We start from the raw sequence: 24,422 nt of genomic DNA, 5'->3' as shown, positions 1-24,422 counted from the left end.
CCGGCCGCGACGGTCTTTACATATCGATCTTCGCGATCTTGGTGCCTTCCAGCGACACGCCCGCCATCAGGCCGCCGTTGTTGAGCACGAAACCCACCACCGGTTGCTGCGCCGTATTGGTATCGATACGGCCGTTGGCGCCGATGTTGACCACCGCCACGGTGGCATCGGCGCCCACCGTCCAACCGTTGCTGTTGCGGAATTTGTTCAGGGCTTCATCCGTCATGAACAGCACGAACATCGCCTTGGACTGCGCGCCGGCCTGGAAGCCGATCGAACCCGCCGTGGTGCTGTAGTAACCGGCGTTGGCGCCGCCGACACGCAGCACGCCCTTGCCGTGTTGCGCACCGATGAAGAAGCTGCCGCTCAACACGTCAGGGAAGATCAGCACGCCCTTGGCGCGCGCGACCAGGTCCTTCGATTGCGGCGCGGCTTCGTACAGCTTGCCCAGAGACGCATTGGCCGCGCTGTTGATCGACTGCCGCTGCTCCGTGGCGGAAGCATTCGATTGCGGCGAAGTCGTGGTGCAACCGGCAAACAACAGGCCGGCCACGCTGATGGTCGCGGCGGCCAGACCGACGCGGCGCAGGACAGGAAAAGTGTCGAACATGGAACTCTCCTTTTTTGTTGTCATCCGTTATCCACTCTACCGGCCTCGAGCGCGGGCGCAAGGCACATGATGTGATAAACGAAACCAAAACCTACCGCGCCGGATTTCCGCGGCACGCCATGCCGGGCCGCGGGTGGCGCAAGGCGCCGTGCCCGCTTGCGCGGCCCGCCGGAGCAACATTTGGTAGGGCAATCCGCGTCTCGATACCAGCCTGCAAGCCGAGCGAAACCCGGCCGAAAATGGCATTTTCAGAGAATGCCGTAGCGCGGTTCACCAGTAGCCAGATCCACCGAGACGATGCCGGACAACACCAGTTCGGCATGCCGCCGCGCCACGCCCTCATCGGCGAAGGTCACGAAACGCGGCAGCGACCAACGCCGCCGGAAGGCCGCATCGCCCGCCCGCGCCACGCTGATCTCTATCGCCAACACACCGGCGTCGAGACTGACGACTTCGCACTGCACCTCGAAGCCATCGATGCGACGCTGTGGCCACACATCCATATCCTCCTCTCCTGAAATCCGCTTGATCCGCCCGCAATATGCCAACAAAAAGCGGGCTTGAAAAGCAATGTTTTCAGGGGGTTATGGAGTACTAGGACGCATGGTGCCGACGCATCTGGACAAGCGCGATAAAGCCCTGAATCCAGGCCGCTTCCGCGGCACCGGCGCGCCCTGCTCCGCCGCCACTCAACGCGCCGGCGGATGGATCCATTGCGCGTCCCACAAGGCCTCGCCGCGTTCGAGCGTCGCGGCCAGTTCCTTCTTGCGGCGCAGCGCCACCGCCGCCAGCAAGGCATTGCAGATCGACAATGCCGCCACGTGCGAATCGAATGGCGACGCGCTGGAGGTGCGCGCCAACAGCACATGGTGTGCCTGGGCCGCGGCCGGCGCCGCGGCCGAGTCGGTCACCAGCACCACCTTGCCGCCACGCTCCCTGAAGACCTTGACCGCATTGGCCGCGGCCACCGAGTAGCGCCGGAACGTGAACGCCAGCAGCACATCCTGCTCGTCCAGCCACAACAGCTGGTCTTCCAGGAACAACGGCCCCGATGCCGTCATGGCGCGCACGCCCGGCAGGCACAGGTTCAGGTACAGCGCCATGTGGCTGGCCAGCGGCGCGGCCTGGCGCAGCCCCAGCACGTGCACGCGCGCGCGGCGCTGTGTCAACAACCGCACCGCGGCCTCGAACGCCGCCACGTCGATGGCGGCAAAGGTCGTTTCCAGGTTGTGCTGGTCGTGCAGCAAGGCGTTGCGCAGGCAGGCCTGCGCCGATGGATTGTCGACGCTGACCGCGTCGGCCCGCTCTCCCGGCGAGGCCAGCCGCGCCGTGAGTTCGGCGCGCGCCTGCATCTGCGCCTGGGCGTAGCTGTCATAGCCAAGCTTGGCCAGCAGCCGCACCACGGTTGACGCGCTGGTGCCCACGTTGCGCGCCAGCGCCGTGGCGGACTCGAGCAGGCCCTGGGGATAGCGCGCCTGCATGTCCTCGACCAGGCGCCGTTCGGTCTTGGTCAGTTTCTTGTCGTAGGCGGCGATGCGCTGGTGCAGATTCACGATGCGGGCGGACTCCAAGGTGCCGGGCTCCGGTCGGATCACGGCTTAGGTGATAACCCCAAATTCAACAACGTTCATTGCAGACTATATTTCGTTTTGCAATGCGTATTGCATAATAGATCGAACCGTTATTCCCCACAAGAGAGCTTCATGAAGCACCCGTCCGAGGCCTTGTCGCCCGCCCGCCGCCAACTGCTGATCGCGGGCCTGGCCGCCGCCTTGCTGCCCCTGTCGGCCCGCGCCGACGCCGCCTATCCCTCGCGTCCCATCACCCTGGTGGTGCCCTTTCCCGCCGGCGGTTCCGTCGACCTGGCCGGCCGGCTCTATGCCGAAGTGCTGGGCAAGATCCTCGGCGTCACCATCGTGGTCGAGAACCGCGATGGCGCCGGCGGCGCCATCGGCAGCCAGCGCGTGGCGCGCGCCAAACCCGACGGCTACACGCTGGTGGCCTCGTCGCAAAGCTCGCACCTGGCCAACCCGCTGATGCATCCGAACCTGGGCTATGACCCGATCAAGGATTTCGCCTCGATCTCGCAGCTGGCGCGTTCGCCCAACGTGCTGGTGACCAGCGCCGCCCTGCCCGTCAAGGACTTCGCCGGATTCATCGCCCACCTGAAGGCGCACCCGGACGATGTCCACTTCGCCACCGCCGGCGTCGGCAGCATGGGCCAGCTCAATGCCGAACTGCTCAAGCACACCCTGCAGGTCGGCGCGGTGCACGTGCCTTATCGCGGCGGCGCGCCGCTGCTCAACGCGTTGCTGTCCAACGAGGCCCAGTTCGCGCTGGACAACCTGGCGCCCTTCCTGCCCCACATCCAGGCCGGCAAGATGCGCGCGCTGGCCGTGGCCGCGTCCAATCGCCTTCCCTCGCTGCCCGACGTGCCCACCTTCGCCGAGCTGGGCTACCCCGTGCTCAATTCAATGTCGTGGATCGGACTCGCCGCGCCCGCCGGCACGCCGCCCGTCGTCCTGCAGAAACTGCTGGAGGCGGTGCAGACCGCCGCCCGCCAGGAAGCCACGGTGCAGTCGCTGGAAAAGAGCGGCGCCCTGCCGCCCGAATTGCAGTCCCCCCAACAATTCACCGACATGATGTCGCAGCGCCTGGCCTTGTACAAAGACCTGATCGACCGCGCCGGCATCCGTCCGGAATAGGTTCCCGCCATGTCCAATCCCGCTTTCGCTCCCGACACCGCGCCGCTCGAGGTCCTGCCGCGCGACTTGTCCGCCTATCGCCAGGGCAACACCGGCATCGACTACGTGCACCGCTTTGAATCGGGCAAGCCCGGCCCGCACGTGCTGATCAACGCCCTGACCCACGGCAATGAAATCTGCGGCATGGTGGCCGCCACCCACCTGCTCGATACGGGCGTGCGCCCCAAGGTCGGCACGCTTACCGTCAGCTTCGCCAACATGGAGGCGTACAACGCCTTCGACATCGACAACCCTTACGAAAACCGCCAGCTGGTCCACAACCTGAACCGTATCTGGTCGCCCGAATGGCTCGACGGCAACGAACAGAGCCCGGAACTGCGGCGCGCGCGCGAACTGCGCCCGGTGCTGGATGCCGCCGATTACGTGCTGGACATCCATTCGACGCGGGCGCCGGTGCAGCCGTTCTGGGTCTATCCCGAAATGGCGCGCAACGCCGCGCTGGCCGCCGCCGTCGGCGCCCCCGCGGTGCAACTGGTGATGCCGGCCGGCCGCTTCCCCGGCACCGGCGTGCTGAACTACGGCCGCCATGGCGACCCCGCTTCGGACAGCGGCGGCGCGCTGGTGGTCGAATGCGGCCAGCATTTCGCGCAATCGGCCGCCACGCTCGCCACCGACGTCACGCTGCGCTTCCTGGCGCACCTGGGCCTGGTCGACACGCCGGCCGGCAACGCGCCGCCCGCGCCGGCCCAGCCATTCCGGCTGCTCGAAGTACACATGGTCAAGTCGGAAGACTTCACCTTCACCCGGCCGGTGCTGGGCTTCGAGGTTTTCGACAAGGGCGACCTCATCGCCATCAACGCCGGCGAGGAAATCCGCTCGCCGTGCGACAACTGCACGATCTTCATGCCCACCCGCATGCCCATCGTCGGCCGCGAGGCGGTATACCTGACCGAGCCGATGTAAAGGCCAGGCTTGCGCAATCCGCAAGCCCGGCCGGCGCATCGCCTGGCGGTCAGTCCGGGCGCGAGGCGGCCGCGCCCCCCTCCCCGCATCACAGGTCTGGAATCAGACGCTTGCCCAGGCTGATGACCTCGTCCTGATGGAACCCCAGGCTGGCGTAGAAGTCCTTCACCGCCAGATTGCCCGAACGGATCAACAGGTTGATCTTGGGGCAGCCCATTTCCAGGAACTTGCGTTCCAGCGCCCGCATCAGCGCCGACGCGTAGCCACGGCGCTGATGGGCCGGCGACACCGCCAGGTAGTTGACCCAGCCGCGGTGGCCGTCATAGCCGCCCATCAGCGTGCCGACGATGGCGCCGTCCGCCTCGCCGACCAGGAACAGGTCGGATTGCACGGTCAACTTGCGCGCCACGTCCTTGCGCGGATCGTTCCAGGGCCGCGTCAATCCGCAGTCGGTCCACAGCTGGATGATGGCGGCTTCGTCCGCCGGATGGAAAGACCGGATGGCCAGTTCGGGATGCTTCATGCTTCGTTCCTCTCGATGGAAAAAACGAAGGCCGGGCGCTACGCCTCGATGGCTGGAAAGCAAAGCGCGCATGCCGCGCAAACAAAAAGGCCACGAGGGGTATCGTGGCCTTCTGGATGGAACGCCGGGAGAATCCGGCGCTCGAACACGGCTTGCCACTCAACGCAGGCGTCGAGTGATTCGTCGGTTGTCCGCCCGAGCCGGCGCGGCCGGCGGGGCATGATGGGTGCGGTTCATGGCGACCAGCATACACGACCGCGATGCGCCGCGACAAGCTCGCGCCGGCGCATTCAGGCCGCGGCGGGCGCGGGCAGCGTGCCCTCCATCACCACCACCGCCTGGCCGGCCACGCCAGCCCACACGCCGTCCGGGCGCACCTCGGCGTGCGCCAGCAACAGGCTGGCGCGTCCCATGTCCACCCCCTGGCCCACCCGCAGACGCAGCGCGCCCGCGCCCCGCAGCGCCGCCCGCAATGCCGTCGCCGCGCCCGTCGCGCTGCCCGTGGCAGGGTCTTCGGTCATGCGGCCGGTGAACATGCGCGCCTGGATATCCGTGGGTCCCAGCCCCGTATCGGCGCCGCAATCGGTGGTGTAGGCATAGATGGAGCGGGCGCCATCCAGCGGCAGCAAGGCCGCATAGCCCGCCGGATCCGGCCGGGCGCGACGCAGAGCGTCGCGGCTGGCCAGTTGCACCACCAGGAAGACCAGCCCCACCGACACCACCTGCGGCGCATGTTCGGCCAGCAGGATATCGGCGGGCGCAAGGCCCAATGCGCGCGCCGCGGCCTCGGCCGTCACCTGGCTGGCGCGGGTCAAAGGCTGCGGCGCGGCCAGTTCGGCGCCCAGCAGGCCGCCGTCCTCGCCATAACGCAGGTCGATACGCACCAACCCCGCCTCCTCTTCGAACACGAAGCGGGCCGGCGCCGGCTGGCCGGCCGCGATCATCTCGCGCGCCAGCACTACCGCCGTCCCCACATTCGGATGGCCCGCGAACGGCACCTCGCGGTCGGGCGTGAAAATGCGCACCCAGGCCGTGTGTCCGGCATCGCGCGGCGGTAAAACGAAACTGGTCTCAGAATAATTGAACTCGCGCGCGATGCGCTGCATCTGCCCCGTATCCAGCCCCCCGGCCTCCAGCACCACCGCCAGCGGGTTGCCCTGGTAAGCCTGTTCGGTGAAGACATCGGCGGTGACGTAGCGGTAGCGCATGCGGGGTCCTGGAAGCGGATGGCGGATGCGGGAAATTATGCGCGCCGCCCCCGCCCCGCGACAGGCACAGAGCGGTCCAAATCAAGGCATAACAGGCCGACCGACGCGGGCGCAGGGTCGCGCACGGCGACCGGGTGAAACACGCCGCGCCCGCGCTCAGTCGAACACGGGACGGAAGAAACTGCGTTCGTAGCTGAGGATGCAGCGCGTGTCCTCGGCGTACTTGAACGCCGCCTGGCACTGCGCGTCCGACATCGACTGCTGGCGATAGCGTTCGTACTCGGCCAGGCTAGGAAACGTGAACAGCGCCAGCGCGATATTGTTGGCCCCTTCGGAGGGCAGGAAGTAGCCATGATGCGTGCCGCCGAATTTCTCGACCAGCGGAATCCACATCTTGCCGTAGGCTTCGAATTCCTTGAGACGGCTGGGGTCGATGACGTAACGCAGATAGCAGGTGACCATGAAGACTCCGTAGCGGATGGACGAGGCGCGAACGCGCCGCGGCATCCTAGCGCGCGGGCCGAATTCCGGTCAATCGGCCGAACGCGGCGACGGCAGGCCGAGCATCCGCATGCGATCCGCGAAACGCCGCGCAACGTCGTCCGGCAGGCCGGTGACCGTCGCGACGAACGCGTGATACCAAGGATTGGCATGCGCGGTGTCGAACTCGAAAGCCAGCGGATACTGGTTCTCCCAAGCCGATACGTCACGCAGCGCCTCGGCGACGCGGTCGCCGGCATCATCGAAATTGCCGTGGCCGTATCGCGCCTCGATGTCCTGGCAGGCAAAGCGGTAGTGACGCACGGCGGCATCCGGTTTCGGCGGGTGGGGCATGGCAGGGCTCGCATCGCGGCGGCGCACGGGCGCCGATTTCCTTGCGACAATCCCACAACCCTCGCCGCGCGTCAACGCGGCGCTCCGACACATTTGCCGGTCCGCCCATGAATCTGATCCAGCACGTGGAAATTCCCGCCGCCGACCTCGAACGCGCCATGCGCTTCTACAGCCAGGTCTTGGGCATCGCGTTCGACGGCATCGTCGACCTGCATGACAGCAGGATGGCCTATTTCCCCTTCGAGGAAGGCACAGACGGCGCCAGCGGGGCGTTGGCCCAGGGACCCGCCTATCTTGCCCACCCGGCAAGGCCCCATCGTCTATTTCGGAGTGAGCGATCTCGACGGCGCATTGCGCCGGGCCCAGGCGCTAGGCAGCGAAGTGCTGTTTCCCAAGACCCCGACCGGATCCGGCTGGCAGGTGGCCGAAATCCGCGATAGCGAAGGCAACCGCATCGCGCTGCAATCCCGCCTTCCCTGACATCGGATCGGCTTTCCCCACGCCGGTCATCCGATCCTGGGTTAAAAACGGGCGTGCGCCCGCGCCTGAGCGGGCTTCATCCTCCCGGAGCTCCAGTCGTTGTCATATTTTCTCGCCCAGGCCTTGGACCCCCGCCTGTGGGTTCTCACCCTTGCCGTCCTGCTGGCGCTGCGCTGCGTGCCGCTGCGCGGCTGGCGCGGGACGCTCGCCACGAGCTTCACCGCCGGCATGGTGTTCGACAGCATCCAGTTCCGCGTCGGTCCGCCGCGCCTGTGGGACAACATGGTGCTGGACTCGATGCTGGCGGCGCTTTGCATCGTGACGATCCTGCAGCTGATCCTGACGGCAGTGGCACGGCTGCGTACACGCGGCTGAAACGACACGCCGGGCGTACGGTGCCCCTTGGGGCGCAGCCGCGAACCCCAAGGGGCGGCCCGCCGCTCGATGGCGCCCTTCCGGCGCAGGCGGACCCCGACGCCACTGACGCTGGACGGCGTTGCCGTGGTCGCCCATTCCGGCGTCAAAGCCGCTCCGTAGCCGTCCATGCCCGCCCCGGTTACATCCTGATTGATCGCGGGCAAACGTCATTACATTCGCCCATCAATTCCCCACTATTGCCGGCAGGCCCGCGACGCACAATCTTCCCATTGCACCCTGGCCTCGCCGACGGTGCCAACGTCCATCCGCCGGCGCATCTCCCATGAAGTGGTTGCTGATCTCCCTGCTCTGCCTGTCCTGCGCGGGCTGCGGCCTGGCCGCTGCGCCTTGTCGCGTCACGTCCGCCGTCATCAAGATCGTGCCGGTCGTCGGCGGCGTCGCGGCCGCGCCAACGGATGCGTGCGCGGAGGTTATCGACTGATGGCGCCCGGGCCGGTATCAGTTCTGCAGCGCCCACGCGTTTTTGCGCGGAAAAACCAATCGTTTCCGATGGGCACGACAAATGGGTCCTACAGCGCCTACGTGCCCGAGTACACCGACTTTGCCGTGATCTTCTCTTCTACACCGACAAGGCACGGTGCTGCGCTATGACATGAAGACCAACGGAAAGACCAGCTACAACTCCTGCGGCGAATACATCAGCGGGTTCAGATTCTGACGCTCTGCTTGCGCCGTGCGGGCAATGCCGCACGCCCCCCAAGGGCTGACCTTTAGGCATGATTGCGGATACAGAACAAAAATGGCCAATCGCACGAGGCGACGGCCGGAACGATCGCACACTTAAGCGCAGTCTTTGGCCGCTTGAACGAAATCGGTCGCACGCCAACCGGCGCGACTTCCGATGTGAATACGAGTCACCCCATCCTGCTCGACGGCGCGCAGGAGCAGATCGACAAACATGGGGGCATACACGATCTCTATCCCTTTGGGCACTGGGTAGTAATTCGTCCAGCCGGCGCTGAATTTCGACCACCTTTCCGAGACACACGGGCCGTATTCGGCAACAGGCTTGGAAGTCTCGCCTTCATAGATCGTGCCCCCGGTTCGCAGATCCTCCACCGAAGCACACCCCGTCAATACAACAAGCAGCAGCACTGCGACTGATCTCACCATCCCTCCCTTTCAGATAGCGTATTGAACATGGGAGATAACTATAACGAAAGGGAGAGTGGATCGGCCACGAACCCGTCCCGCTGTTCACAGCTGTTCCAATTGCCGGCAACGCAGCAACCATCACGAAGGGGCAATGAGGACTGAGCGAAATGAGCACTGAACGACATGCCCGTGCATGTGGAAGACTCCACAGGCGCCGCCGATATTCGACGGATTTAGCCCCCATGGGTTTGGCCCCCATGGGTTTGGCCCCATGCATTGGGGCCGCAATGAGAAAGGGGGTTAGTGATTTTCATCACTAACCCCCTAGGGTATTGCTGGTCGGGACGGCGGGATTCGAACTCGCGACCCCTTGCACCCCATGCAAGTGCGCTACCAGGCTGCGCTACGCCCCGAAAGAAAAAGAGTATAGCAGACCTAAAAATTGTTTGCACGCATTGGTGCAAAAAAAGTGCCGAATACTCAAAAAAAATTTGCGTGCCCTACGCAATGCCCGCAACACTCACAGGCAAGGCTCGCGCATGGCACGCAAGGTACTGAATCGCAGACTAACCCACAGGATGAGCTGCACTATGCGACAGGGTGAGCTACAGAAATCAGCGGTCCATGCACGCCGCGTTCAACGACAACGCGCATGGCGCGGGGCCATCAACTCGGATAGACGGCGGTGCAATGCACCGCCATGCTCAGGCCGTGGCGTTGGCGCTCACCGCATTGCCGCTCGAAGCCGTCGCGGCCGAGCCGAGCGCCTCGCCCAGCATCGTCGACACATTGCCCAGCTCGTTGCGCAGGGCCTGCATCTCCGCGCCGCTCAGGCGCACCGCGGCATCCTGGTCGTGTGGCGTGTCGCGCGCATCGCCCAGACGGTTGCGCGCGCCGCTGATGGTGAAGCCTTGCTCGTACAGCAGGGAACGGATGCGGCGGATCAGCAGCACTTCATGGTGCTGGTAATAGCGACGGTTACCGCGCCGCTTCACCGGCTTGAGCTGCGTGAATTCCTGTTCCCAGTACCGCAGGACATGAGGCTTGACGCCACACAGCTCGCTGACTTCACCGATGGTGAAGTAACGCTTGGCGGGAATGGGCGGTAAGGTAACGGTGGATTCGGTACGTGTCATAAGAGAATTCTATGCCGCGATGCGTCGAGAGCCGATAACAATTACCGACAAAGCGTATCACTCCTCGGCGTCTGGCGCCGCGGGCGTGGCCTGTTCGACGACGCTCTTGAGTTTCTGACTCGCGTGGAACGTGACCACGCGGCGCGCGGCGATGGGGATGGTTTCGCCGGTCTTGGGGTTGCGCCCCGGGCGCGGCGGCTTGTCGCGCACCTGGAAATTCCCGAAGCCCGAAAGCTTGACGGAGTCACCGCGCGCAAGGGCGTCGCGGATTTCCTCGAAGAACGTATCGACGATGTCCTTGGCTTCGCGTTTGTTCAGGCCGACCCGCTCGAAGAGCAGTTCGGCCAGCTCGGCCTTGGTCAGGGTGCGCGGCTCGGCAAGCATACTGTTCCCCATGGTTCAAGCGCGCTGGCGCGCGCCGTGGGCACTGACCAAAGCGTCTTTGATGCGTGCCAGGCAGGCGGCCACCCGGGCTTCGTCCAGTGTGACCTCAGTGTCCTGTAGCCAGAAACGGAACGCAAGGCTTTTCTCGGCCACGGGCTGGTCGCCCTGGGGCTTTTCGCGCCAGACGTCGAACAGGCGCACGTCCTGCACCACGGCCAGCTGCGGGTCGGCCTTGACCGTCGCCGCCACCGTGTCCAGCATGGACTGCACGGTCACGGGCGCATCGACCCACAGGGCCAGGTCGCGCACCACCACGGGCTGGCGCGACAGCTCGCGCACCTGCGGCAGCTCGCCTTCGGAGAGCGCCTGCACGTCCAGCTCGAACACCACCGGCGCGTGCGCCAGGTCGGCCTGCTGCGCCCAGCGCGGATGCAGCTCACCGAGCCAGCCAACCTGCGTGCCGTCCAGCGAGATGCGGGCGCTGCGGCCGGGATGCAGCGCGGGGTGGGCGGCGGCCTCGAAACGCAGGCGGGCGCCACGCGCGCCGAACAGCGCCTCGACATCCATCTTCACGTCGTAGAAATCGACCTGGCGCGCCGGCACGCCCCACTGCTCTTCCACCGACGGTCCCCATGCGGCGCCCGCCAGCTTGAGCGGCTGGCGCACGCCGGCCACTTCCAGCGGACCGTCCTTGGCGGCATCGTCGCGCGCGAACACACGACCCAGTTCGAACAGGCGCACGCGGGTCTGCTTGCGGTTGGCGTTGTGGCGGATGTTGGCCACCAGGCCGGCGATCAGGCTCGAACGCATCACCGACAGATGGCTGGCGATCGGGTTGACCAGCTTGACCGGCGTGTCGTTGCCGGCGTAGTCGCGCTCCCACTCGGCTTCGACGAAGCTGTAGTTGACGACTTCCTGGTAGTCCTGCGCCGCGGCCAGGCGGCGCAGCGCATGCGGGCCGCGGCGCACTTCGGGCTGCGAGAACATCTTGGCGCGCGCCAGCGGCGGCACGGTGGGGATGTTCTCGAAACCGTAGATGCGGGCCACTTCCTCGATCAGGTCTTCCTCGATCTCGAGGTCGAAGCGATACGACGGCGGGGTGACGACGAAGTCGTCGCCATCGAGCGTGAATTCCAGGCCCAGGCTGCCGAAGATCTTTGCGACTTCGGCCTGCGTGACCGGCACGCCCAGCACGCGATGGCAGCGCGCCAGGCGCATGCGCACCGGCTCGCGCTTGGGCAGGTTGACGATCTGGTCGTCCAGCGGACCGGCCTGGCCGCCGCAGATGTCGACGATCAGGCGCGTGATGAATTCGATGTGCTGCGGAATCGTGGCGAAGTCCACGCCGCGCTCGCCGCGGTGGCTGGCCTCGGAGCTGAACTTGTAGCGGCGCGCGCGGCCGGCCAGCGACTGCGGCCACCAGAACGCGGCTTCCAGGTAGATGTTCTGCGTGTCGAGCGTGACCGCCGTGGCCTCGCCCCCCATGATGCCGGCCAGGCTTTCGACCTGGTCGCCTGCCACCACCACGCCGACCTTCGAATCCAGCGTGACGGTCTGGCCGTTCAGCAGTTCGAGCGTCTCGCCTTCGCGGGCCCAGCGCACCGACAGGTCGCCGTGGATCTTGTCCAGGTCGAACACGTGCGAGGGCCGGCCCAGTTCCAGCATGACGTAGTTGGAGATGTCCACCAGCGCCGACACCGAACGCTGGCCGGCGCGCTCCAGGCGCGTCTTCATCCAGGCGGGGGTCTGCGCGCGCGCATTCACGCCGCGGATCACGCGGCCGCCAAAGCGGCCGCACAGGTCCGGCGCCTCGATCCTGACAGGACGCAGCTCGTCCAAAGTCACGGGCACGGCCTTGGCGGTCGGCACCGACAGCGGCGCGCCGGTCAGCGCGGCCACTTCGCGCGCCACGCCCAGGATCGACAGGCAGTCGGCGCGGTTGGGAGTCATCTTCAGCGTGAAGAGCGTGTCGTCCAGGTCCAGCGCTTCGCGGATCGACTGGCCCGGCGCCATATCGGCCGGCAGCTCCAGCAGGCCGGCATGGTCCTGCGACAGGCCCAGTTCGCGCGCCGAGCACAGCATGCCCGACGATTGCACGCCGCGCATCTTGGCCACGCCGATCTTCATGCCGCCGGGCAGTTCCGCGCCGACGCGGGCCAGCGGCACCTTCAGGCCTGCGGCCGCGTTGGGCGCGCCGCAGACGATCTGCAGCAGCGCGCCGGAGCCGTCATCGACTTGGCAGACGCGCAGCTTGTCGGCGTCCGGGTGCGGGGCGATCTCGACGATGTGCGCGACCACCACGCCCGTGAACGCGGGCGCGGCCGGCACGGTGTCTTCGACTTCCAGGCCGGCCATGGTGAGCCGGTGCGCGAGTTCATCGGTTGCGATCGGAGGATTGACCAGCGTACGCAGCCAGGATTCGGGAAATTGCATGATCAGCCGTCTGTTATTCGTTGAACTGGCGCAGGAAGCGCAAATCGCCTTCGTAGAACTGGCGCAGGTCGTTGACGCCGTAGCGCAGCATCGTCAAGCGCTCCAGGCCGGAACCGAAGGCGAAGCCGATGTAACGCTCGGGGTCCAGGCCGAAGTTGCGCACCACCTGCGGGTGCACCTGCCCCGAACCGGAGATCTCCAGCCAGCGGCCGCGGTTGGGACCCGACGTGAACATCATGTCGATTTCGGCCGACGGCTCGGTGAACGGGAAGAACGACGGACGGAAACGCACGACGAGATCGTCGCTTTCGAAGAAGCAACGCAGGAAATCGGTATACACGCCCTTCAGGTCGGCGAACGAGATATCCTCGGCGATCCAGAGCCCTTCCACCTGGTGGAACATGGGCGAGTGCGTGGCGTCGCTGTCGACGCGATAGGTGCGCCCCGGCGCGATGACCTTGATGGGCGGCTTGTGCATGCGGGCGTAACGCACCTGCATGGGGCTGGTGTGCGTGCGCAGCAGCAGCGGCAGGCCGTCGGCGTCTTTCATGTCGACGTAGAACGTGTCCTGCATGGAACGCGCCGGATGGTCCAGCGGGTTGTTGAGCGCGGTGAAATTGGTCCAGTCGTTCTCGACTTCGGGGCCGTCGGCCACGTCGAAGCCGATGGAGCGGAAGATCTCTTCGACCCGCTCCCAGGTCCGGATGACCGGATGAATGCCGCCCGGCACGCGACCGCGGCCCGGCAACGATACGTCAATGGTTTCGGAGGCCAGGCGGGCATCCAGCTCCGCTTGCGCCAAGGCGGCGCGGCGCAGATTCAAAAGCTCTTCGACCTTCTGCTTGGCCTGATTGATCCGGGCGCCCATGTCGCGCTTCTGCTCGGGATCGAGCTTGCCCAGCCCCTTGAGCAGGACCGTCAGCGCGCCGTCCTTGCCCAGGAAACGGGCCTTTGCGTTTTCGAGCGCGGCGGCGTCGGTGGCCGCGGCGAACCGTTCTTGCGCCTGGGAAACCAGGTCGTCAACCGATTGAGTCATGAAATCCAGCCTTCAAAACGCAAACGGGGCCATTACAGCCCCGTTTGCAGCGATGCGCGATGAGTTAAAGCGCGCGATCAGGCAGCCAAGGCAGCCTTGGCTTGCTGCACGATGGCGGCAAAGCCGGCCTTGTCGCGCACGGCCAGATCGGCCAGGACCTTGCGGTCGAGTTCGATCGCAGCCTTCTTCAGGCCGGCGATGAACACGCTGTAGCTGACGCCATGTTCGCGGACGGCGGCGTTGATACGCGTGATCCACAGCGCGCGGAACGTGCGCTTCTTGTTGCGGCGGTCGCGGTAGGCGTATTGGCCAGCGCGCATGACCGCTTGCTTGGCGATACGGAACACATTACCGCGGCGGCCACGGTAACCCTTGGCGGCGGAAATGACTTTCTTGTGACGTGCGCGGGCGGTAACGCCGCGTTTGACGCGAGGCATAGTAGATCTCCCTTATATCAAGCGAAAGGCATCATGGCTTTCACGGAAGCCACGTTGGTCTCGTGAACCGCCGCCGAACCGCGCAGCTGGCGCTTGTTCTTGGTGGTCTTCTTGGTCAGGATGTGACGCTTGAACGCCTGACCACGCTTGATGGATCCGCTGCCGCGAACCTGAAAGCGCTTTGCGGCGCTTTTCTTGGTTTTCATCTTGGGCATGATGATTCCCTAAACTGAACGCATTGTTGATTTACATGACGCGAGGTGCTTGTCGCAAGGCGGTTGGCGACGCCCCAAGCCACGAAGGCGGAAACGTTCGACCTACACCATTGCGGCAAAACTTGAGGACCTCTTGCCACTTCTTGGGGGTACTGCTGGGGTACTACTGAGGTACTTCGGGGGTATTACTCGAATACCCCCAGGGCCATGAATCCCGGCTTGCGCCATTCGGCTGCCGCCAGGGCATTTGGCCCGGCCTTCCCCGCACCGCCGGCAAAAAAGTAGCCTGGATCCGGGAAAGCCTTTGATTATATGGTGATTTCCCTGGTTTTGTCGAGCCGGGACACGGCGCCGGACAACATGGCAGCACAACCAGGGACGGACCAGGGGAAACAGAACCACGCACCGAGGCGGACGCCCCAGCCCCGGGGCAGACGATCCGCCATCATACCCCCGGCCGTCGATACTGCACCGCCTGGGCCACATGGCTGGCCTGCAGCGTATCCGCCCCGTCCAGGTCGGCGATGGTCCGCGCCACCCGCAGGGCGCGATGCAGCGCCCGCCCGGATCCCGCCAATCGCCGCATCGCCTGCAACAACAGCGCCTGGGCGGACGGGTCCATGGGGCAATGACGCTCCAGTTCGGCGCCGGCCAGGCCGGCATTGGACTTGCCCTGCCGTGCCAGCTGGCGCTCGCGGCAACGCGCCACTCGCGCCCGCACTGGCGCCGACGCCTCGCCGGGCGGTCCCTGCAGGCTTTCCAGATCGGGCGGCGGCAGGGTCACATACAGGTCGATCCGGTCGAGCAGCGGCCCCGAAACCTTGCCGGCATAACGCGCCACCTGGTCCGGCGTGCACTGGCAGGCCCGGCGCGGGTGGCCGCGCCAGCCGCAGGGGCACGGATTCATCGCCGCCACCAGCTGGAAGCGGGCGGGGAACTGGGCGGTGTGCAGGGCGCGGGCGATCACCACCCTGCCCGTTTCCAGCGGCTCGCGCAGCGCCTCGAGCGTGCGCCGGCTGAACTCGGGCAGCTCGTCCAGGAACAGCACGCCGTGATGGGCCAGGCTGATCTCCCCGGGACGCGGGCGGCCGCCGCCGCCCACCAGCGCGAACGGGGACGCGGAATGATGCGGGGCGCGGAACGGCGGCGTGCCCATGCGCGCGTCCGGCGCGCCGGCCAGCGCGGCAATGGCCGCGACCTCGAGCGCCTGCGTGCGCGCCAGCGGCGGCAGCAGGCCGGGCAGGCGCGCGGCCAGCATGCTCTTGCCGGCCCCGGGCGGCCCCACCATCAAGAGACTGTGGCCGCCCGCGGCCGCCACTTCAAGGGCGCGCCGCGCACCGGGCTGGCCGCGCACGTCCGACAGGCACGGCGCCGGCGGCGCGGCCGGCCAGCTCGCCGCAATGGCGTCCGGCAAGCGGCAGACGCCCGCCACATGAGCCGCCACATCCGCCAGGCTGCGGGCCGACAGCACCCGCAGGCCCTCGACCCAGGCCGCCTGTTCGGCGCTGCCGGCGGGCAGGATGAGCGTGGCGCCGGGCGACTCCCGCGCCACGCTCAGCGCGATCACCAGAGCTGCCGAGACGGGCACCAGCGCGCCCGTCAACGACAATTCGCCCGCCAGCACCAGGCCGGCCAACAGCGGATCGGGCGCGGCGGCATCCGCCGCGCCCGCGCCCCCTTCCCGCGCACCCTCTTCCCGCGCCCCCTCCTCCCGAGGCGCCAATTGTCCGGCGGCCAGCAGCAGGCCCAGCGCGATGGGCAGGTCGAAGCGGCCAGACTCCTTCGGAATGTCGGCCGGCGACAGATTGACCGTGATGCGGCCGGCGGGAAAATTGAAGCCGCTGTTGAGGATCGCCGCGCGCACGCGTTCACGGCTTTCGCGGACTTCGGTGTCGGGCAGGCCGACCACGTTGAAACTCGGCAGGCCCGGCCCCAGGTGCGTCTCGACGCGCACCGCATGGGCGTGCAGGCCACTGAGCGTGCGGCTGGCGATTACGGCAAGGGTCAAGGTGGTCTCCGAGGGCGATCGAAGGCCAGTATGCCGAAAACGAAAACGGCCGCGGATGCGGCCGTGGCAGAAATGTCCGCGCGGATTACTTGTCCAGGGCCGCCAGGCGCGACTCCAGCTGTTCAACCGTGGCGGACAACTGATCGACGCGCGCCCGCGTGCGCGCCAGCAGATCGGCCTGCACGTCGAACTCTTCGCGGGTGACCAGATCGAGCTTGGAGAACGCCTGCGTCATCATGGCGCGCACGTTGCGCTCGACATCCGCCGCCGGGCTGCGGGCGATCAGGTCGGAGATGTTCTTCTGGATGTCTTCCATCCACTGGGTGCGATTGTTCATAGCGGCCTCACGATATTCTTGGTGCCTCAAGTGTAGTGCTTTCCGGCCCCACGCTCCGCCGCTGCGCGGGTCGCTGCCCCCCGAGGGGGCGTTTTTGCCTTGGGGCGGCCCGGCGGCAAAAAAAGGCCCCCACGCTCCGCCGCTGCGCGGGTCGCTGCCCCCCGAGGGGGCGTTTTTACCTTGGGGCGGCCCGGCGGCAAAAAAAGGCCCCCACGCTCCGCCGCTGCGCGGGTCGCTGCCCCCCCGAGGGGGCGTTTTTGCCTTGGGGCGGCCCGGCGGCAAAAAAAGACCCCCACGCTCCGCCGCTGCGCGGGTCGCTGCCCCCCCGAGGGGGCGTTTTTGCCTTGGGGCGGCCCGGCGGCAAAAAAAGAGGGCGGGCCGCATGCGGTGACCGCCCATCAAAGCACAGGAGAAAACCGGGCCGCCTTGGGGGCAGCCCCCTACCAACATCGTTACTTGCAGCCCATCTGCGAAGCGGACTGCGCAAACAGGTCGGCCGACTGTTTGCATTGGGAGGCCAGCTGCGTCTTGTCGCTGATCGTGGCCCATTGAGTCTTGGCGGCGTCGAGCTGCTGCTTGAAGCTGGCCGCGGCGGGATTGGAGGCGCCCAGCTTGTCCATGCACGCGCTGACCTGGGTCAGGTAGGCATCGCACTCGGCAGGCAGGCCGGCGGTGGCGCCGGCGGGGGCGCCCGAGCCGGACGGCGCGGTCGTGGCCGGCGGCGTGGTGGCCGCGGGCGGCGTGCCCGGCGTGGTGGTGGACGGGGCCGGCGTGGTCGAAGCCGCGGGCGGGGCGGCCTTCTCGTCGCTCTTGTTGCAGCCAGCCAGGGCGGCCAGCGCGGCGGCCAGCGCCAGCACGGCAAAGGTCTTGCGTTGGGTATTCATCATTCCTCTTTCCTTTATTGCTTTTCGTATTCAGAGAGCCGCAACGCCGGAACCTCTTGTCGCGGCCCGATCAGGCCCTGCCATCGCAATGAGCCGGACTTGATTCTTCTTCAGCCTACCTTTGGCAACAAGCTTATGCGTGTAAACCCTCGTATCACGCCCCGCCCCCTTTTTAGGCGTGAGCGTGCTCCGCTTTCAAGCTCCTGAAACCGCTTTCACGGACGCGCGAAGCCCGCCCCGCAAGGCCCGGCGGCCAGGCGCGCACGGCCATGGGCGATACGCATCACGCACCGCGAGCGCAACAGAGCGCGATCACACCGGCATCAACTGGCAACAAATGGCGGCGCCAGAACATATTCCGTTGCATTCCTCACCTTGGTGGCGGGATGCACCGGATTGAGGCTGGCAGATGGTGCATGACGCACCATGTTGGTGCGGTTCGGCACAACAAACGCGCCTGCCTCTATGCTTTCCAGGCATCGCCCCACATGGCACGGAATTTGCTTGATTGTCGATGCCAACGTGCAACCATGAGAGGAAATGCCATGAAACTCATCATCGCCATCATCAAGCCCTTCAAGCTCGACGAAGTGCGGGTGGCTCTATCCGGAATCGGCGTCCAGGGCCTCACCGTTACCGAAGTGAAGGGATTCGGGCGCCAGAAGGGCCATACCGAGCTGTACCGCGGCGCGGAATACGCCGTCGACTTCCTGCCCAAGCTGCGGGTCGAGGCCGCCGTGCCCGACCATCTGGTGGACCAGGTCATCGAAGCGATCGAACAGGCCGCCCGCACCGGCAAGATCGGCGACGGCAAGATCTTCGCCGCCCCCCTCGAACAAGTGATCCGCATCCGGACGGGTGAAGCCGGCGAAGCTGCGCTGTAGACAAATAAGAAAGACTCATTGGAGCCTGAAAATGGATAAAGCAGATATCTCCTGGTTGCTCGTCTCTACCCTCCTCGTATTGATGATGGCCGTACCCGGTCTGGCGATGTTCTATGGCGGCCTGGTACGCAGCAAGAACGTGCTGTCGGTGCTGCTGCAAGTGATGTGCACGTTCGTGCTGGGCCTGGTCCTCTGGTTCATCTACGGTTATTCCCTCGCCTTCACCGAAGGCAACGCATTCTTCGGCGGCCTTTCGCGCGCCTTCTTCTCCGGCATGTTCACGCCAGCCGACGGCAAGTACGCCATGTCGAACTCGCTGACCGAGCTGCTGTTCGCCTCCTTCCAGGCCACGTTCGCCGGCATCACCTGCGCGCTGATCGTCGGCAGCTTCGCCGAACGCGCCCGCTTTTCAGCGGTGCTGGTGTTCACGGTGATCTGGTTCACCTTCGCCTACATCCCCATTGCGCACATGGTCTGGTTCGCCTCGGAAACGGCGCCGGGCCTGCTCAATGCCAAGGGCGCGCTGGATTTCGCCGGCGGCACGGTGGTGCACATCAACGCCGGCGTGGCCGGCCTGGTGGGCGCGTATGTGGTCGGCAAGCGCGTCGGCTATGGCCGCGAAGCCATGCAGCCGCACAACCTGCCGATGACCTTCGTGGGCGCCGCGCTGCTGTGGGTGGGCTGGTTCGGCTTTAACGCCGGCTCCGCCCTGGCCGCCAACGAGAACGCCACCCTGGCCTTCTTCAACACCATGATCGCCACCGCTGGCGCCGTGCTGGCCTGGCTGTTCACGGAATGGGCCATCAAGGGCAAGCCTTCGATGCTGGGCGCCGCCTCGGGCGCCGTCGCCGGCCTGGTCGGCATCACCCCGGCCGCCGGCCTGGTGGGCCCGGTGGGCGCGCTGATCATCGGCGTGGTTGCCGGCGTGGTCTGCGTGTGGGGTGTCAATGGCCTGAAGCGCCTGCTGCGCGCCGATGATGCGCTGGACGTGTTCGGCGTGCACGGCGTGGGCGGCATCGTCGGCGCCCTGTTGACCGGCATCTTCAACGCCCAGGCCCTGGGCGGCCCGGGCCTGGCCGAGCCTGGCATGATCCTGGGTCAGCTCTGGGTGCAGCTCGAAGGCGTGCTGCTGACCATCGTCTGGTCGGGCGTGGTCGCCTGGATCGCCTACAAGATCGCCAACGCCCTGTGCGGCCTGCGCGTGCCGGAAGACCAGGAACGCGAAGGGCTGGACGTCACCAGCCACGGCGAATCGGCCTATCACAGCTGATCGTCACCCCCGCCCGCTGCCGGGCGGGGCCACGGGAAGCCCCCTCTTCGCAGGGGGCTTTTTTTCGTCCCGGTGATCCCGTTTCGAAGGCCGGGCCAGACGCAAGCGGCCTGCCCCTCCCAAGGTGCCCCTCCCCCCGCGCCCGTCGGCGCAAAAAAAGCCCGGCGCATGCGCCGGGCTTTCCGTTCGTTGGGGCGAGGCCCCGGCGTCAGCGGCTCTCAGGCCAGATCGAGCGTATCCAGATCCACCGGCAAGGCCCGGTTCAAGGCGCTGGCCACCTTCACGCGCAGCGCGTTGGTGTGCGCTCGCCGCACTTCCCGCTTCACGTCCAGCAGTTGCTGCGGATGCATGGAAAATTCGGTCAACCCCAGCCCCAGCAGCAGCCGCGTCATGCGCGAATCGCCGGCCATTTCGCCGCACACCGCCACCGGCTTGCCGGCCCGCTCGCCGGCATTGATGGTGTGGGCCACCAGCCGCAACACCGCCGGATGCAAAGGATCGTAGAGCGACGCCACGTCGTGGTCGCCGCGGTCGATGGCCAGCGTGTACTGGATCAGGTCGTTGGTGCCGATCGACAGGAAATCCAGCGCCTGCGCGAAGGGCTCGATCGCGATGGCGATGGCCGGCACTTCGACCATGGCGCCCACTTCCATGTGCGCCGCGTAGGCCTGGCCACGCGCATCCAGCTCGCGCCGCGCCGACTCGATGGCGGCCCGCGTCGCCACCACCTCGTGCATGTGGGCGATCATCGGGATCAGCAGCCGCACCGGCCCATGGGCCGAGGCCCGCAGGATGGCGCGCAGCTGGGTCGCGAACATCTCCGGGCGCGCCAGGCAGTAACGGATGGCGCGCTGCCCCAGCGCCGGATTGGTGGCCACCGTGGCTTCGCCGTCCAGCGTCTTGTCCGAGCCGATGTCGAGCGTGCGGATGGTGACGGGACGGCCCGCCATCACCTTCACGACGGACGCGTAGGCCTCGTACTGCTCTTCCTCGCCCGGCAGGTCCGGACGCCCCATGAACAGGAATTCGCTGCGGAACAGGCCGATGCCGTGCGCGCCGGAGGCCAGCGCCAGCGCCGCCTCTTCCGGCAGTTCGATGTTGGCGTGCAGGACGATGTCGATGCCGTCGAGGGTGACGGACGGCTCGTCGCGCAACAGGCCGAGTTCGGCGCGCTCATCGGCGTAGGCGGCCTGGCGGCGGCGGTATTCCTGCAGGATGCGTTCCGACGGATTGACCACCACCGCGCCGGCGGCGCCGTCGATGATCAGCATGTCGCCGTCGCGCACCAGCTCGCGCACGTTGCCCATGGCCACCACGGCCGGCACGCCCATGCTGCGCGCCACGATGGCGGTATGCGAGGTCGGCCCGCCCAGGTCGGTGACAAAGGCGGCGAAGCGTCCGCCGCGCAGGCGCAGCATGTCGGCCGGCGAGATGTCGTGCGCCACCACCACCAGCGCCTCGTCGCCGCCCATGTGCGACATGTCCGGCAGGATGGCCGAGGTGCCGGACAGCACGTGCAGCACCCGCTCGATCACCTGGCGCACGTCCGCGCCGCGCTCGCGCAGGTATTCGTCTTCCATGGCGTCGAACTGCTGGCCCAGGATCTGGCCCTGCGTGGTCAGCGCCCATTCGGCGTTGTAGTGCCGCTCGGCGATCAGCGCCAGCGTCTGCTCGGCCAGCAGCGGGTCGCCCAGCAACAGGCTGTGCACATTGAGCATCGCGCCCAGCTCGCGCGGCGCATCGGCCGGCAGGGTGTCGGCCAGTTGCCGCAATTCCTGCTGGGCCGAGGCCAGCGCCTCGGTCAGGCGGCTGCTCTCGGCCGGCACGTCCTCGGGCGCGATGCGGTAGTGCGCGACTTCCAGCGCCGCCGCCCCCATGACCACCGCGCGGCCGATGGCGTAACCGCGCGCCACGCCCTTGCCGTACAAACAAATAACGGGGCTGGCTGAGCCATCCCCGTCATGTGCAAGAACCGCGGTACCGGCCGCGGACATGCCGGCCCGGACGTCGTCCGGGCCGGCGGATTCGGAAGCGCTGCTATTCCTGTTCACCGAATTTGCTGTCGAACAGAGTTTCAATTTCGGAGAGGGCCTGCTCGGCATCGCTGCCCGAAGCCTCCAGCTTGACGGTCACGCCCAGGCCGGCGGCCAGCATCATGACCCCCATGATGCTCTTGGCATTGACCCGCTGCGCGCCCCGCGAGATGAAGATCTCGCTGGAGAACTTGCTCGCCAGTTGCGTCAGTTTGGCGGCCGCCCGCGCATGCAAACCCAGTTTATTGCTGATGACAATGTCTGTATTAGGCATAGGAGATATTATGACCACGGCATCACGCCGCAGTTGGTGATTGCAGCAAATTGTCGAACCGCTCATCGGCTTGAAATATTAGCCGAAATAATAGGACAAGTTCCTGCCCGTCAGTCTACCCGCAACACCCCCTGCACCCCGCCGGCCAGCGCCTTTTCGCGCGTCTCCGCCAGGGAGAGGTTACGGTAGGTCAAGGCGCGCAGCAGCATGGGGGTATTCAGGCCCGCCAGCACACAGCACTGGATGCCCTGCGCCTGGGCATCGGCCACGGCGCGCTTGGAGATATTGGCGGGCGTGGCGCCGATCAGGTCGGTCAGCACCAGCACCCCGCCGCCATGGTCCTGCTCCAGGATATCCTTGAGCACCGCGGGCGCCAGGTCGTCCGGCAAGTCCTCGGGCTGAATGTCGTGGATCGCCAGCATGCCGTCAAGGTTGCCCATGACATGGCTGGCGCATTCGCGCATGGCGGCGCCCAGCGGCGCGTGCACGACGATGACGATACCCGTGGTCATGGCGGATTCCGGCGCGCTCAGGCGGCAGCGGCCACGGCACCCGTCGCCACGGCCTTTTCCAGCGCCTCGACGAACATGCCCGCGACGTCGAAACCGGTCTGCTCGGCGATTTCCACGAAACAGGTGGGGCTGGTGACGTTGACCTCGGTGACGTAGTCGCCGATGACATCCAGGCCGACCAGCAGCAGGCCGCGCGCGGCCAGCCTGGGGGCCACCGCCTCGGCGATCTCGCGGTCGCGCGGCGACAGCGGCTGCGCCACGCCACGGCCGCCCGCGGCCAAGTTGCCACGGGTTTCGCCGGCCAGCGGAATGCGCGCCAGCGAATACGGCACCGGTTCGCCGCCGATCAGCAGGATGCGCTTGTCGCCCTTGACGATCTCGGGGATGTAACGCTGCGCCATGATGGTGCGCGCGCCGTTGTCGGTCAGCGTTTCCAGGATGGCGTTGAGGTTCGGGTCCTTGGGCTGCAGGCGGAACACGCCGGTGCCGCCCATGCCGTCCAGCGGCTTGACGATGACGTCGTGGTGGGTGTCGTGGAAGGCCTTCAGGCGCGCCATGTTGCGCGTCACCAGCGTCGGCGCGGTGAACTCGCTGATTTCGGTGATGGCCAGCTTCTCGGGATGATTGCGGATCGCCGCGCCACCGTTGAACACCTTGGCGCCTTGCGCCTGGGCGTATTCGAGCAGGTGGGTGGAATACACGTATTCCATGTCGAAAGGCGGGTCTTTGCGCATCACCACCGCGCCGAAATCGGCCAGCGGCAGGTCCTGCGGCGCCGATTCGCGCCACCAGTCATGGCCGTGCAGGTCGGCGCCATCCACCAGCTCGATGGGCGTGGTGACGGCCTTGACCGTGCCGGTCTCGATGTACAGGTCGCCCTGCATGGCCACGCTGAGCGTATGCCCGCGCGCCACCAGGGCACGCATCATGGCGACAGAACTGTCCTTGTACGCCTTCAAGAGCGGCAAGGGATCCAAAACGAACAAAACATGCATCGCGACACCCCGAACGTACACCGCCTTCCCTTTCGGGAAGGCGGCTATCTATGACATCGTAGCGCAGAGCCGCCCAATAAGCGAACCCGCCGAACATGGGCTGGACGGCGGGTCGCGGAGAAGAGCGGCCAGGCCTTCCCGGACGGGAAGGCCGGCAGGAGCTTTATGCCGCCGATTCCGGCTTGCCCGCGGGGGCAGCCTTCTTCTTGGGCGCCAGCACCATGACCATCTGACGGCCTTCGAGCTTCGGCATGGCTTCGACCTGGGCCAATTCCAGCAGATCGTCGCGCACACGCTCAAGTACCCGCATGCCCAGTTCCTGGTGGGCCATTTCACGGCCGCGGAACCGCAGCGTCACCTTGGCCTTGTCGCCTTCCTCGAGGAAGCGGCGCAGGTTGCGCAGCTTGACCTGGTAGTCGCCCTCGTCGGTGGCCGGACGGAATTTGACTTCCTTGACCTGGATGACCTTCTGCTTCGAACGAGCTTCGGCCTGACGCTTCTGCTCTTGGTACTTGAACTTACCGTAGTCCATCAAACGGCAGACCGGCGGCTCGGCGTTCGGCGCGATTTCCACCAGATCCACGTCGTTTTGCTCGGAAAGACGGAACGCATCGGCGATCTTGACGATGCCCAGCTGTTCTCCGTCCAGACCTATCAGGCGCACCTCGGGGACGCGGATTTCACCGTTGATGCGATTGGCTTTTTCAGTGGCGATGTTGAAAGCTCCT

30 protein-coding genes and 1 tRNA gene are annotated in these 24,422 nt (G+C 66.4%); 7 read left to right on the top strand and 24 right to left on the bottom strand.

Translation table 11 applies throughout. From position 1 onward, the window contains the following. Positions 1-16: 16 nt before the first annotated feature. The 3 genes from ACVN9Z_RS17125 to ACVN9Z_RS17115 form a co-directional block, all read right to left on the bottom strand. Positions 17-610 (bottom strand): BPSL1445 family SYLF domain-containing lipoprotein, encoded by a 594-nt coding sequence (locus tag ACVN9Z_RS17125; protein ID WP_006388016.1) that lies wholly within the window; start codon positions 608-610, stop codon positions 17-19. Positions 611-858: 248 nt separating this feature from the next. After that, positions 859-1,113, bottom strand: a complete 255-nt coding sequence (locus ACVN9Z_RS17120; protein ID WP_006388015.1) for a hypothetical protein — start codon at positions 1,111-1,113, stop codon at positions 859-861. A 186-nt stretch (positions 1,114-1,299) separates the two neighbouring features. Then, positions 1,300-2,163 (bottom strand): MurR/RpiR family transcriptional regulator, encoded by an 864-nt coding sequence (locus ACVN9Z_RS17115; RefSeq protein WP_026385315.1) that lies wholly within the window; start codon positions 2,161-2,163, stop codon positions 1,300-1,302. 150 nt (positions 2,164-2,313) lie between these two features. Here ACVN9Z_RS17115 and ACVN9Z_RS17110 point away from each other — a divergent pair, with 150 nt between their 5' ends. Beyond that, positions 2,314-3,315 carry a Bug family tripartite tricarboxylate transporter substrate binding protein gene (locus ACVN9Z_RS17110; protein WP_054473003.1) on the top strand — a complete coding sequence of 334 codons (1,002 nt, stop codon included), beginning with the start codon at positions 2,314-2,316 and terminating at the stop codon, positions 3,313-3,315. A gap of 9 nt (positions 3,316-3,324) precedes the next feature. Beyond that, entirely contained in the window at positions 3,325-4,278 is a 954-nt protein-coding gene (locus tag ACVN9Z_RS17105) for a M14 family metallopeptidase (protein ID WP_148316623.1), read from the top strand. Positions 4,279-4,366: 88 nt separating this feature from the next. Here the strand turns inward: ACVN9Z_RS17105 and ACVN9Z_RS17100 are convergent, their stop codons facing one another. The 5 genes from ACVN9Z_RS17100 to ACVN9Z_RS17080 all read right to left on the bottom strand — a co-directional run bounded on the left by ACVN9Z_RS17100 (position 4,367) and on the right by ACVN9Z_RS17080 (position 7,058). Further along, the gene (locus ACVN9Z_RS17100) at positions 4,367-4,801 is read right to left on the bottom strand and encodes a GNAT family acetyltransferase (protein WP_458212420.1); all 435 of its coding nucleotides are present in this window, start codon (positions 4,799-4,801) and stop codon (positions 4,367-4,369) included. Positions 4,802-5,091: 290 nt separating this feature from the next. Next, entirely contained in the window at positions 5,092-6,009 is a 918-nt protein-coding gene (locus ACVN9Z_RS17095) for a PhzF family phenazine biosynthesis protein (protein ID WP_458212419.1), read from the bottom strand. A gap of 156 nt (positions 6,010-6,165) precedes the next feature. Next, on the bottom strand, positions 6,166-6,471 hold the full coding sequence (locus ACVN9Z_RS17090; RefSeq protein WP_020927055.1) for an NIPSNAP family protein: 306 nt from the start codon (positions 6,469-6,471) through the stop codon (positions 6,166-6,168). A gap of 69 nt (positions 6,472-6,540) precedes the next feature. Next, complete coding sequence (locus ACVN9Z_RS17085; protein ID WP_458212418.1) at positions 6,541-6,843, bottom strand: hypothetical protein; 303 nt, start codon at positions 6,841-6,843, stop codon at positions 6,541-6,543. A 71-nt stretch (positions 6,844-6,914) separates the two neighbouring features. After that, complete coding sequence (locus ACVN9Z_RS17080; protein WP_458213530.1) at positions 6,915-7,058, bottom strand: hypothetical protein; 144 nt, start codon at positions 7,056-7,058, stop codon at positions 6,915-6,917. Here ACVN9Z_RS17080 and ACVN9Z_RS17075 point away from each other — a divergent pair. The 3 genes from ACVN9Z_RS17075 (at position 7,002) to ACVN9Z_RS17065 (ending at position 8,182) form a co-directional block, all read left to right on the top strand. Then, positions 7,002-7,283, top strand: a complete 282-nt coding sequence (locus ACVN9Z_RS17075; RefSeq protein ID WP_458213516.1) for a hypothetical protein — start codon at positions 7,002-7,004, stop codon at positions 7,281-7,283. The two genes, ACVN9Z_RS17080 and ACVN9Z_RS17075, sit on opposite strands and share 57 nt — an antisense overlap. A gap of 139 nt (positions 7,284-7,422) precedes the next feature. Next, entirely contained in the window at positions 7,423-7,698 is a 276-nt protein-coding gene (locus ACVN9Z_RS17070; RefSeq protein ID WP_053500251.1) for a hypothetical protein, read from the top strand. A 325-nt stretch (positions 7,699-8,023) separates the two neighbouring features. Beyond that, positions 8,024-8,182, top strand: coding sequence for a DUF6726 family protein (locus ACVN9Z_RS17065; protein WP_020927051.1), 159 nt, complete (start codon positions 8,024-8,026; stop codon positions 8,180-8,182). Between the two features lie 359 nt (positions 8,183-8,541). On the opposite strand, the gene ACVN9Z_RS17060 is transcribed toward ACVN9Z_RS17065, so the two are convergent. From ACVN9Z_RS17060 to ACVN9Z_RS17010, 11 genes are all read right to left on the bottom strand, one after another. Next, complete coding sequence (locus tag ACVN9Z_RS17060; protein WP_131727054.1) at positions 8,542-8,856, bottom strand: hypothetical protein; 315 nt, start codon at positions 8,854-8,856, stop codon at positions 8,542-8,544. A gap of 336 nt (positions 8,857-9,192) precedes the next feature. After that, a tRNA-Pro gene (locus ACVN9Z_RS17055) sits at positions 9,193-9,269 on the bottom strand. 291 nt (positions 9,270-9,560) lie between these two features. Further along, on the bottom strand, positions 9,561-9,992 hold the full coding sequence (locus ACVN9Z_RS17050; RefSeq protein WP_458212417.1) for a MerR family transcriptional regulator: 432 nt from the start codon (positions 9,990-9,992) through the stop codon (positions 9,561-9,563). Positions 9,993-10,049: 57 nt separating this feature from the next. Beyond that, positions 10,050-10,388 carry an integration host factor subunit alpha gene (locus ACVN9Z_RS17045; protein WP_006388001.1) on the bottom strand — a complete coding sequence of 113 codons (339 nt, stop codon included), beginning with the start codon at positions 10,386-10,388 and terminating at the stop codon, positions 10,050-10,052. A 3-nt stretch (positions 10,389-10,391) separates the two neighbouring features. Further along, positions 10,392-12,809 (bottom strand): phenylalanine--tRNA ligase subunit beta, encoded by a 2,418-nt coding sequence (gene pheT / locus ACVN9Z_RS17040; protein WP_053500424.1) that lies wholly within the window; start codon positions 12,807-12,809, stop codon positions 10,392-10,394. A gap of 13 nt (positions 12,810-12,822) precedes the next feature. Continuing rightward, positions 12,823-13,845 carry a phenylalanine--tRNA ligase subunit alpha gene (pheS, locus tag ACVN9Z_RS17035; protein ID WP_006387999.1) on the bottom strand — a complete coding sequence of 341 codons (1,023 nt, stop codon included), beginning with the start codon at positions 13,843-13,845 and terminating at the stop codon, positions 12,823-12,825. Between the two features lie 77 nt (positions 13,846-13,922). After that, on the bottom strand, positions 13,923-14,282 hold the full coding sequence (gene rplT / locus ACVN9Z_RS17030) for a 50S ribosomal protein L20 (RefSeq protein ID WP_006387998.1): 360 nt from the start codon (positions 14,280-14,282) through the stop codon (positions 13,923-13,925). Positions 14,283-14,299: 17 nt separating this feature from the next. Next, positions 14,300-14,497: a 50S ribosomal protein L35 gene (gene rpmI, locus ACVN9Z_RS17025; protein ID WP_006387997.1), complete on the bottom strand. Its 198-nt coding sequence runs from the start codon at positions 14,495-14,497 to the stop codon at positions 14,300-14,302. A gap of 445 nt (positions 14,498-14,942) precedes the next feature. Beyond that, entirely contained in the window at positions 14,943-16,505 is a 1,563-nt protein-coding gene (locus ACVN9Z_RS17020; protein ID WP_049051311.1) for a YifB family Mg chelatase-like AAA ATPase, read from the bottom strand. Between the two features lie 85 nt (positions 16,506-16,590). Beyond that, a complete protein-coding gene (locus tag ACVN9Z_RS17015; RefSeq protein ID WP_006384618.1) occupies positions 16,591-16,842 on the bottom strand; it encodes an accessory factor UbiK family protein in 252 nt (83 codons plus the stop codon). Between the two features lie 452 nt (positions 16,843-17,294). Further along, the gene (locus ACVN9Z_RS17010) at positions 17,295-17,729 is read right to left on the bottom strand and encodes a DUF5339 family protein (RefSeq protein ID WP_024068407.1); all 435 of its coding nucleotides are present in this window, start codon (positions 17,727-17,729) and stop codon (positions 17,295-17,297) included. Positions 17,730-18,271: 542 nt separating this feature from the next. Here ACVN9Z_RS17010 and ACVN9Z_RS17005 point away from each other — a divergent pair. Further along, a complete protein-coding gene (locus tag ACVN9Z_RS17005; protein ID WP_006218735.1) occupies positions 18,272-18,610 on the top strand; it encodes a P-II family nitrogen regulator in 339 nt (112 codons plus the stop codon). A gap of 31 nt (positions 18,611-18,641) precedes the next feature. Next, positions 18,642-19,880, top strand: a complete 1,239-nt coding sequence (gene amt, locus ACVN9Z_RS17000; protein WP_006387995.1) for an ammonium transporter — start codon at positions 18,642-18,644, stop codon at positions 19,878-19,880. A gap of 218 nt (positions 19,881-20,098) precedes the next feature. Here the strand turns inward: amt and ptsP are convergent, their stop codons facing one another. The 5 genes from ptsP to infC all read right to left on the bottom strand — a co-directional run bounded on the left by ptsP (position 20,099) and on the right by infC (position 24,409). Further along, entirely contained in the window at positions 20,099-21,793 is a 1,695-nt protein-coding gene (ptsP, locus tag ACVN9Z_RS16995; RefSeq protein WP_026385254.1) for a phosphoenolpyruvate--protein phosphotransferase, read from the bottom strand. A gap of 124 nt (positions 21,794-21,917) precedes the next feature. Beyond that, positions 21,918-22,187, bottom strand: coding sequence for an HPr family phosphocarrier protein (locus tag ACVN9Z_RS16990; RefSeq protein WP_006387993.1), 270 nt, complete (start codon positions 22,185-22,187; stop codon positions 21,918-21,920). A 110-nt stretch (positions 22,188-22,297) separates the two neighbouring features. Then, a complete protein-coding gene (locus ACVN9Z_RS16985) occupies positions 22,298-22,699 on the bottom strand; it encodes a PTS sugar transporter subunit IIA (protein WP_006387992.1) in 402 nt (133 codons plus the stop codon). A 17-nt stretch (positions 22,700-22,716) separates the two neighbouring features. Then, the gene (gshB, locus tag ACVN9Z_RS16980) at positions 22,717-23,694 is read right to left on the bottom strand and encodes a glutathione synthase (protein WP_026385253.1); all 978 of its coding nucleotides are present in this window, start codon (positions 23,692-23,694) and stop codon (positions 22,717-22,719) included. 163 nt (positions 23,695-23,857) lie between these two features. Continuing rightward, the gene (gene infC / locus ACVN9Z_RS16975; RefSeq protein ID WP_076410237.1) at positions 23,858-24,409 is read right to left on the bottom strand and encodes a translation initiation factor IF-3; all 552 of its coding nucleotides are present in this window, start codon (positions 24,407-24,409) and stop codon (positions 23,858-23,860) included. Positions 24,410-24,422: the final 13 nt, after the last annotated feature.

The organism is Achromobacter sp. KK8 (assembly GCF_054188005.1).
This window is presented reverse-complemented; position numbering and strand designations above follow the sequence as displayed.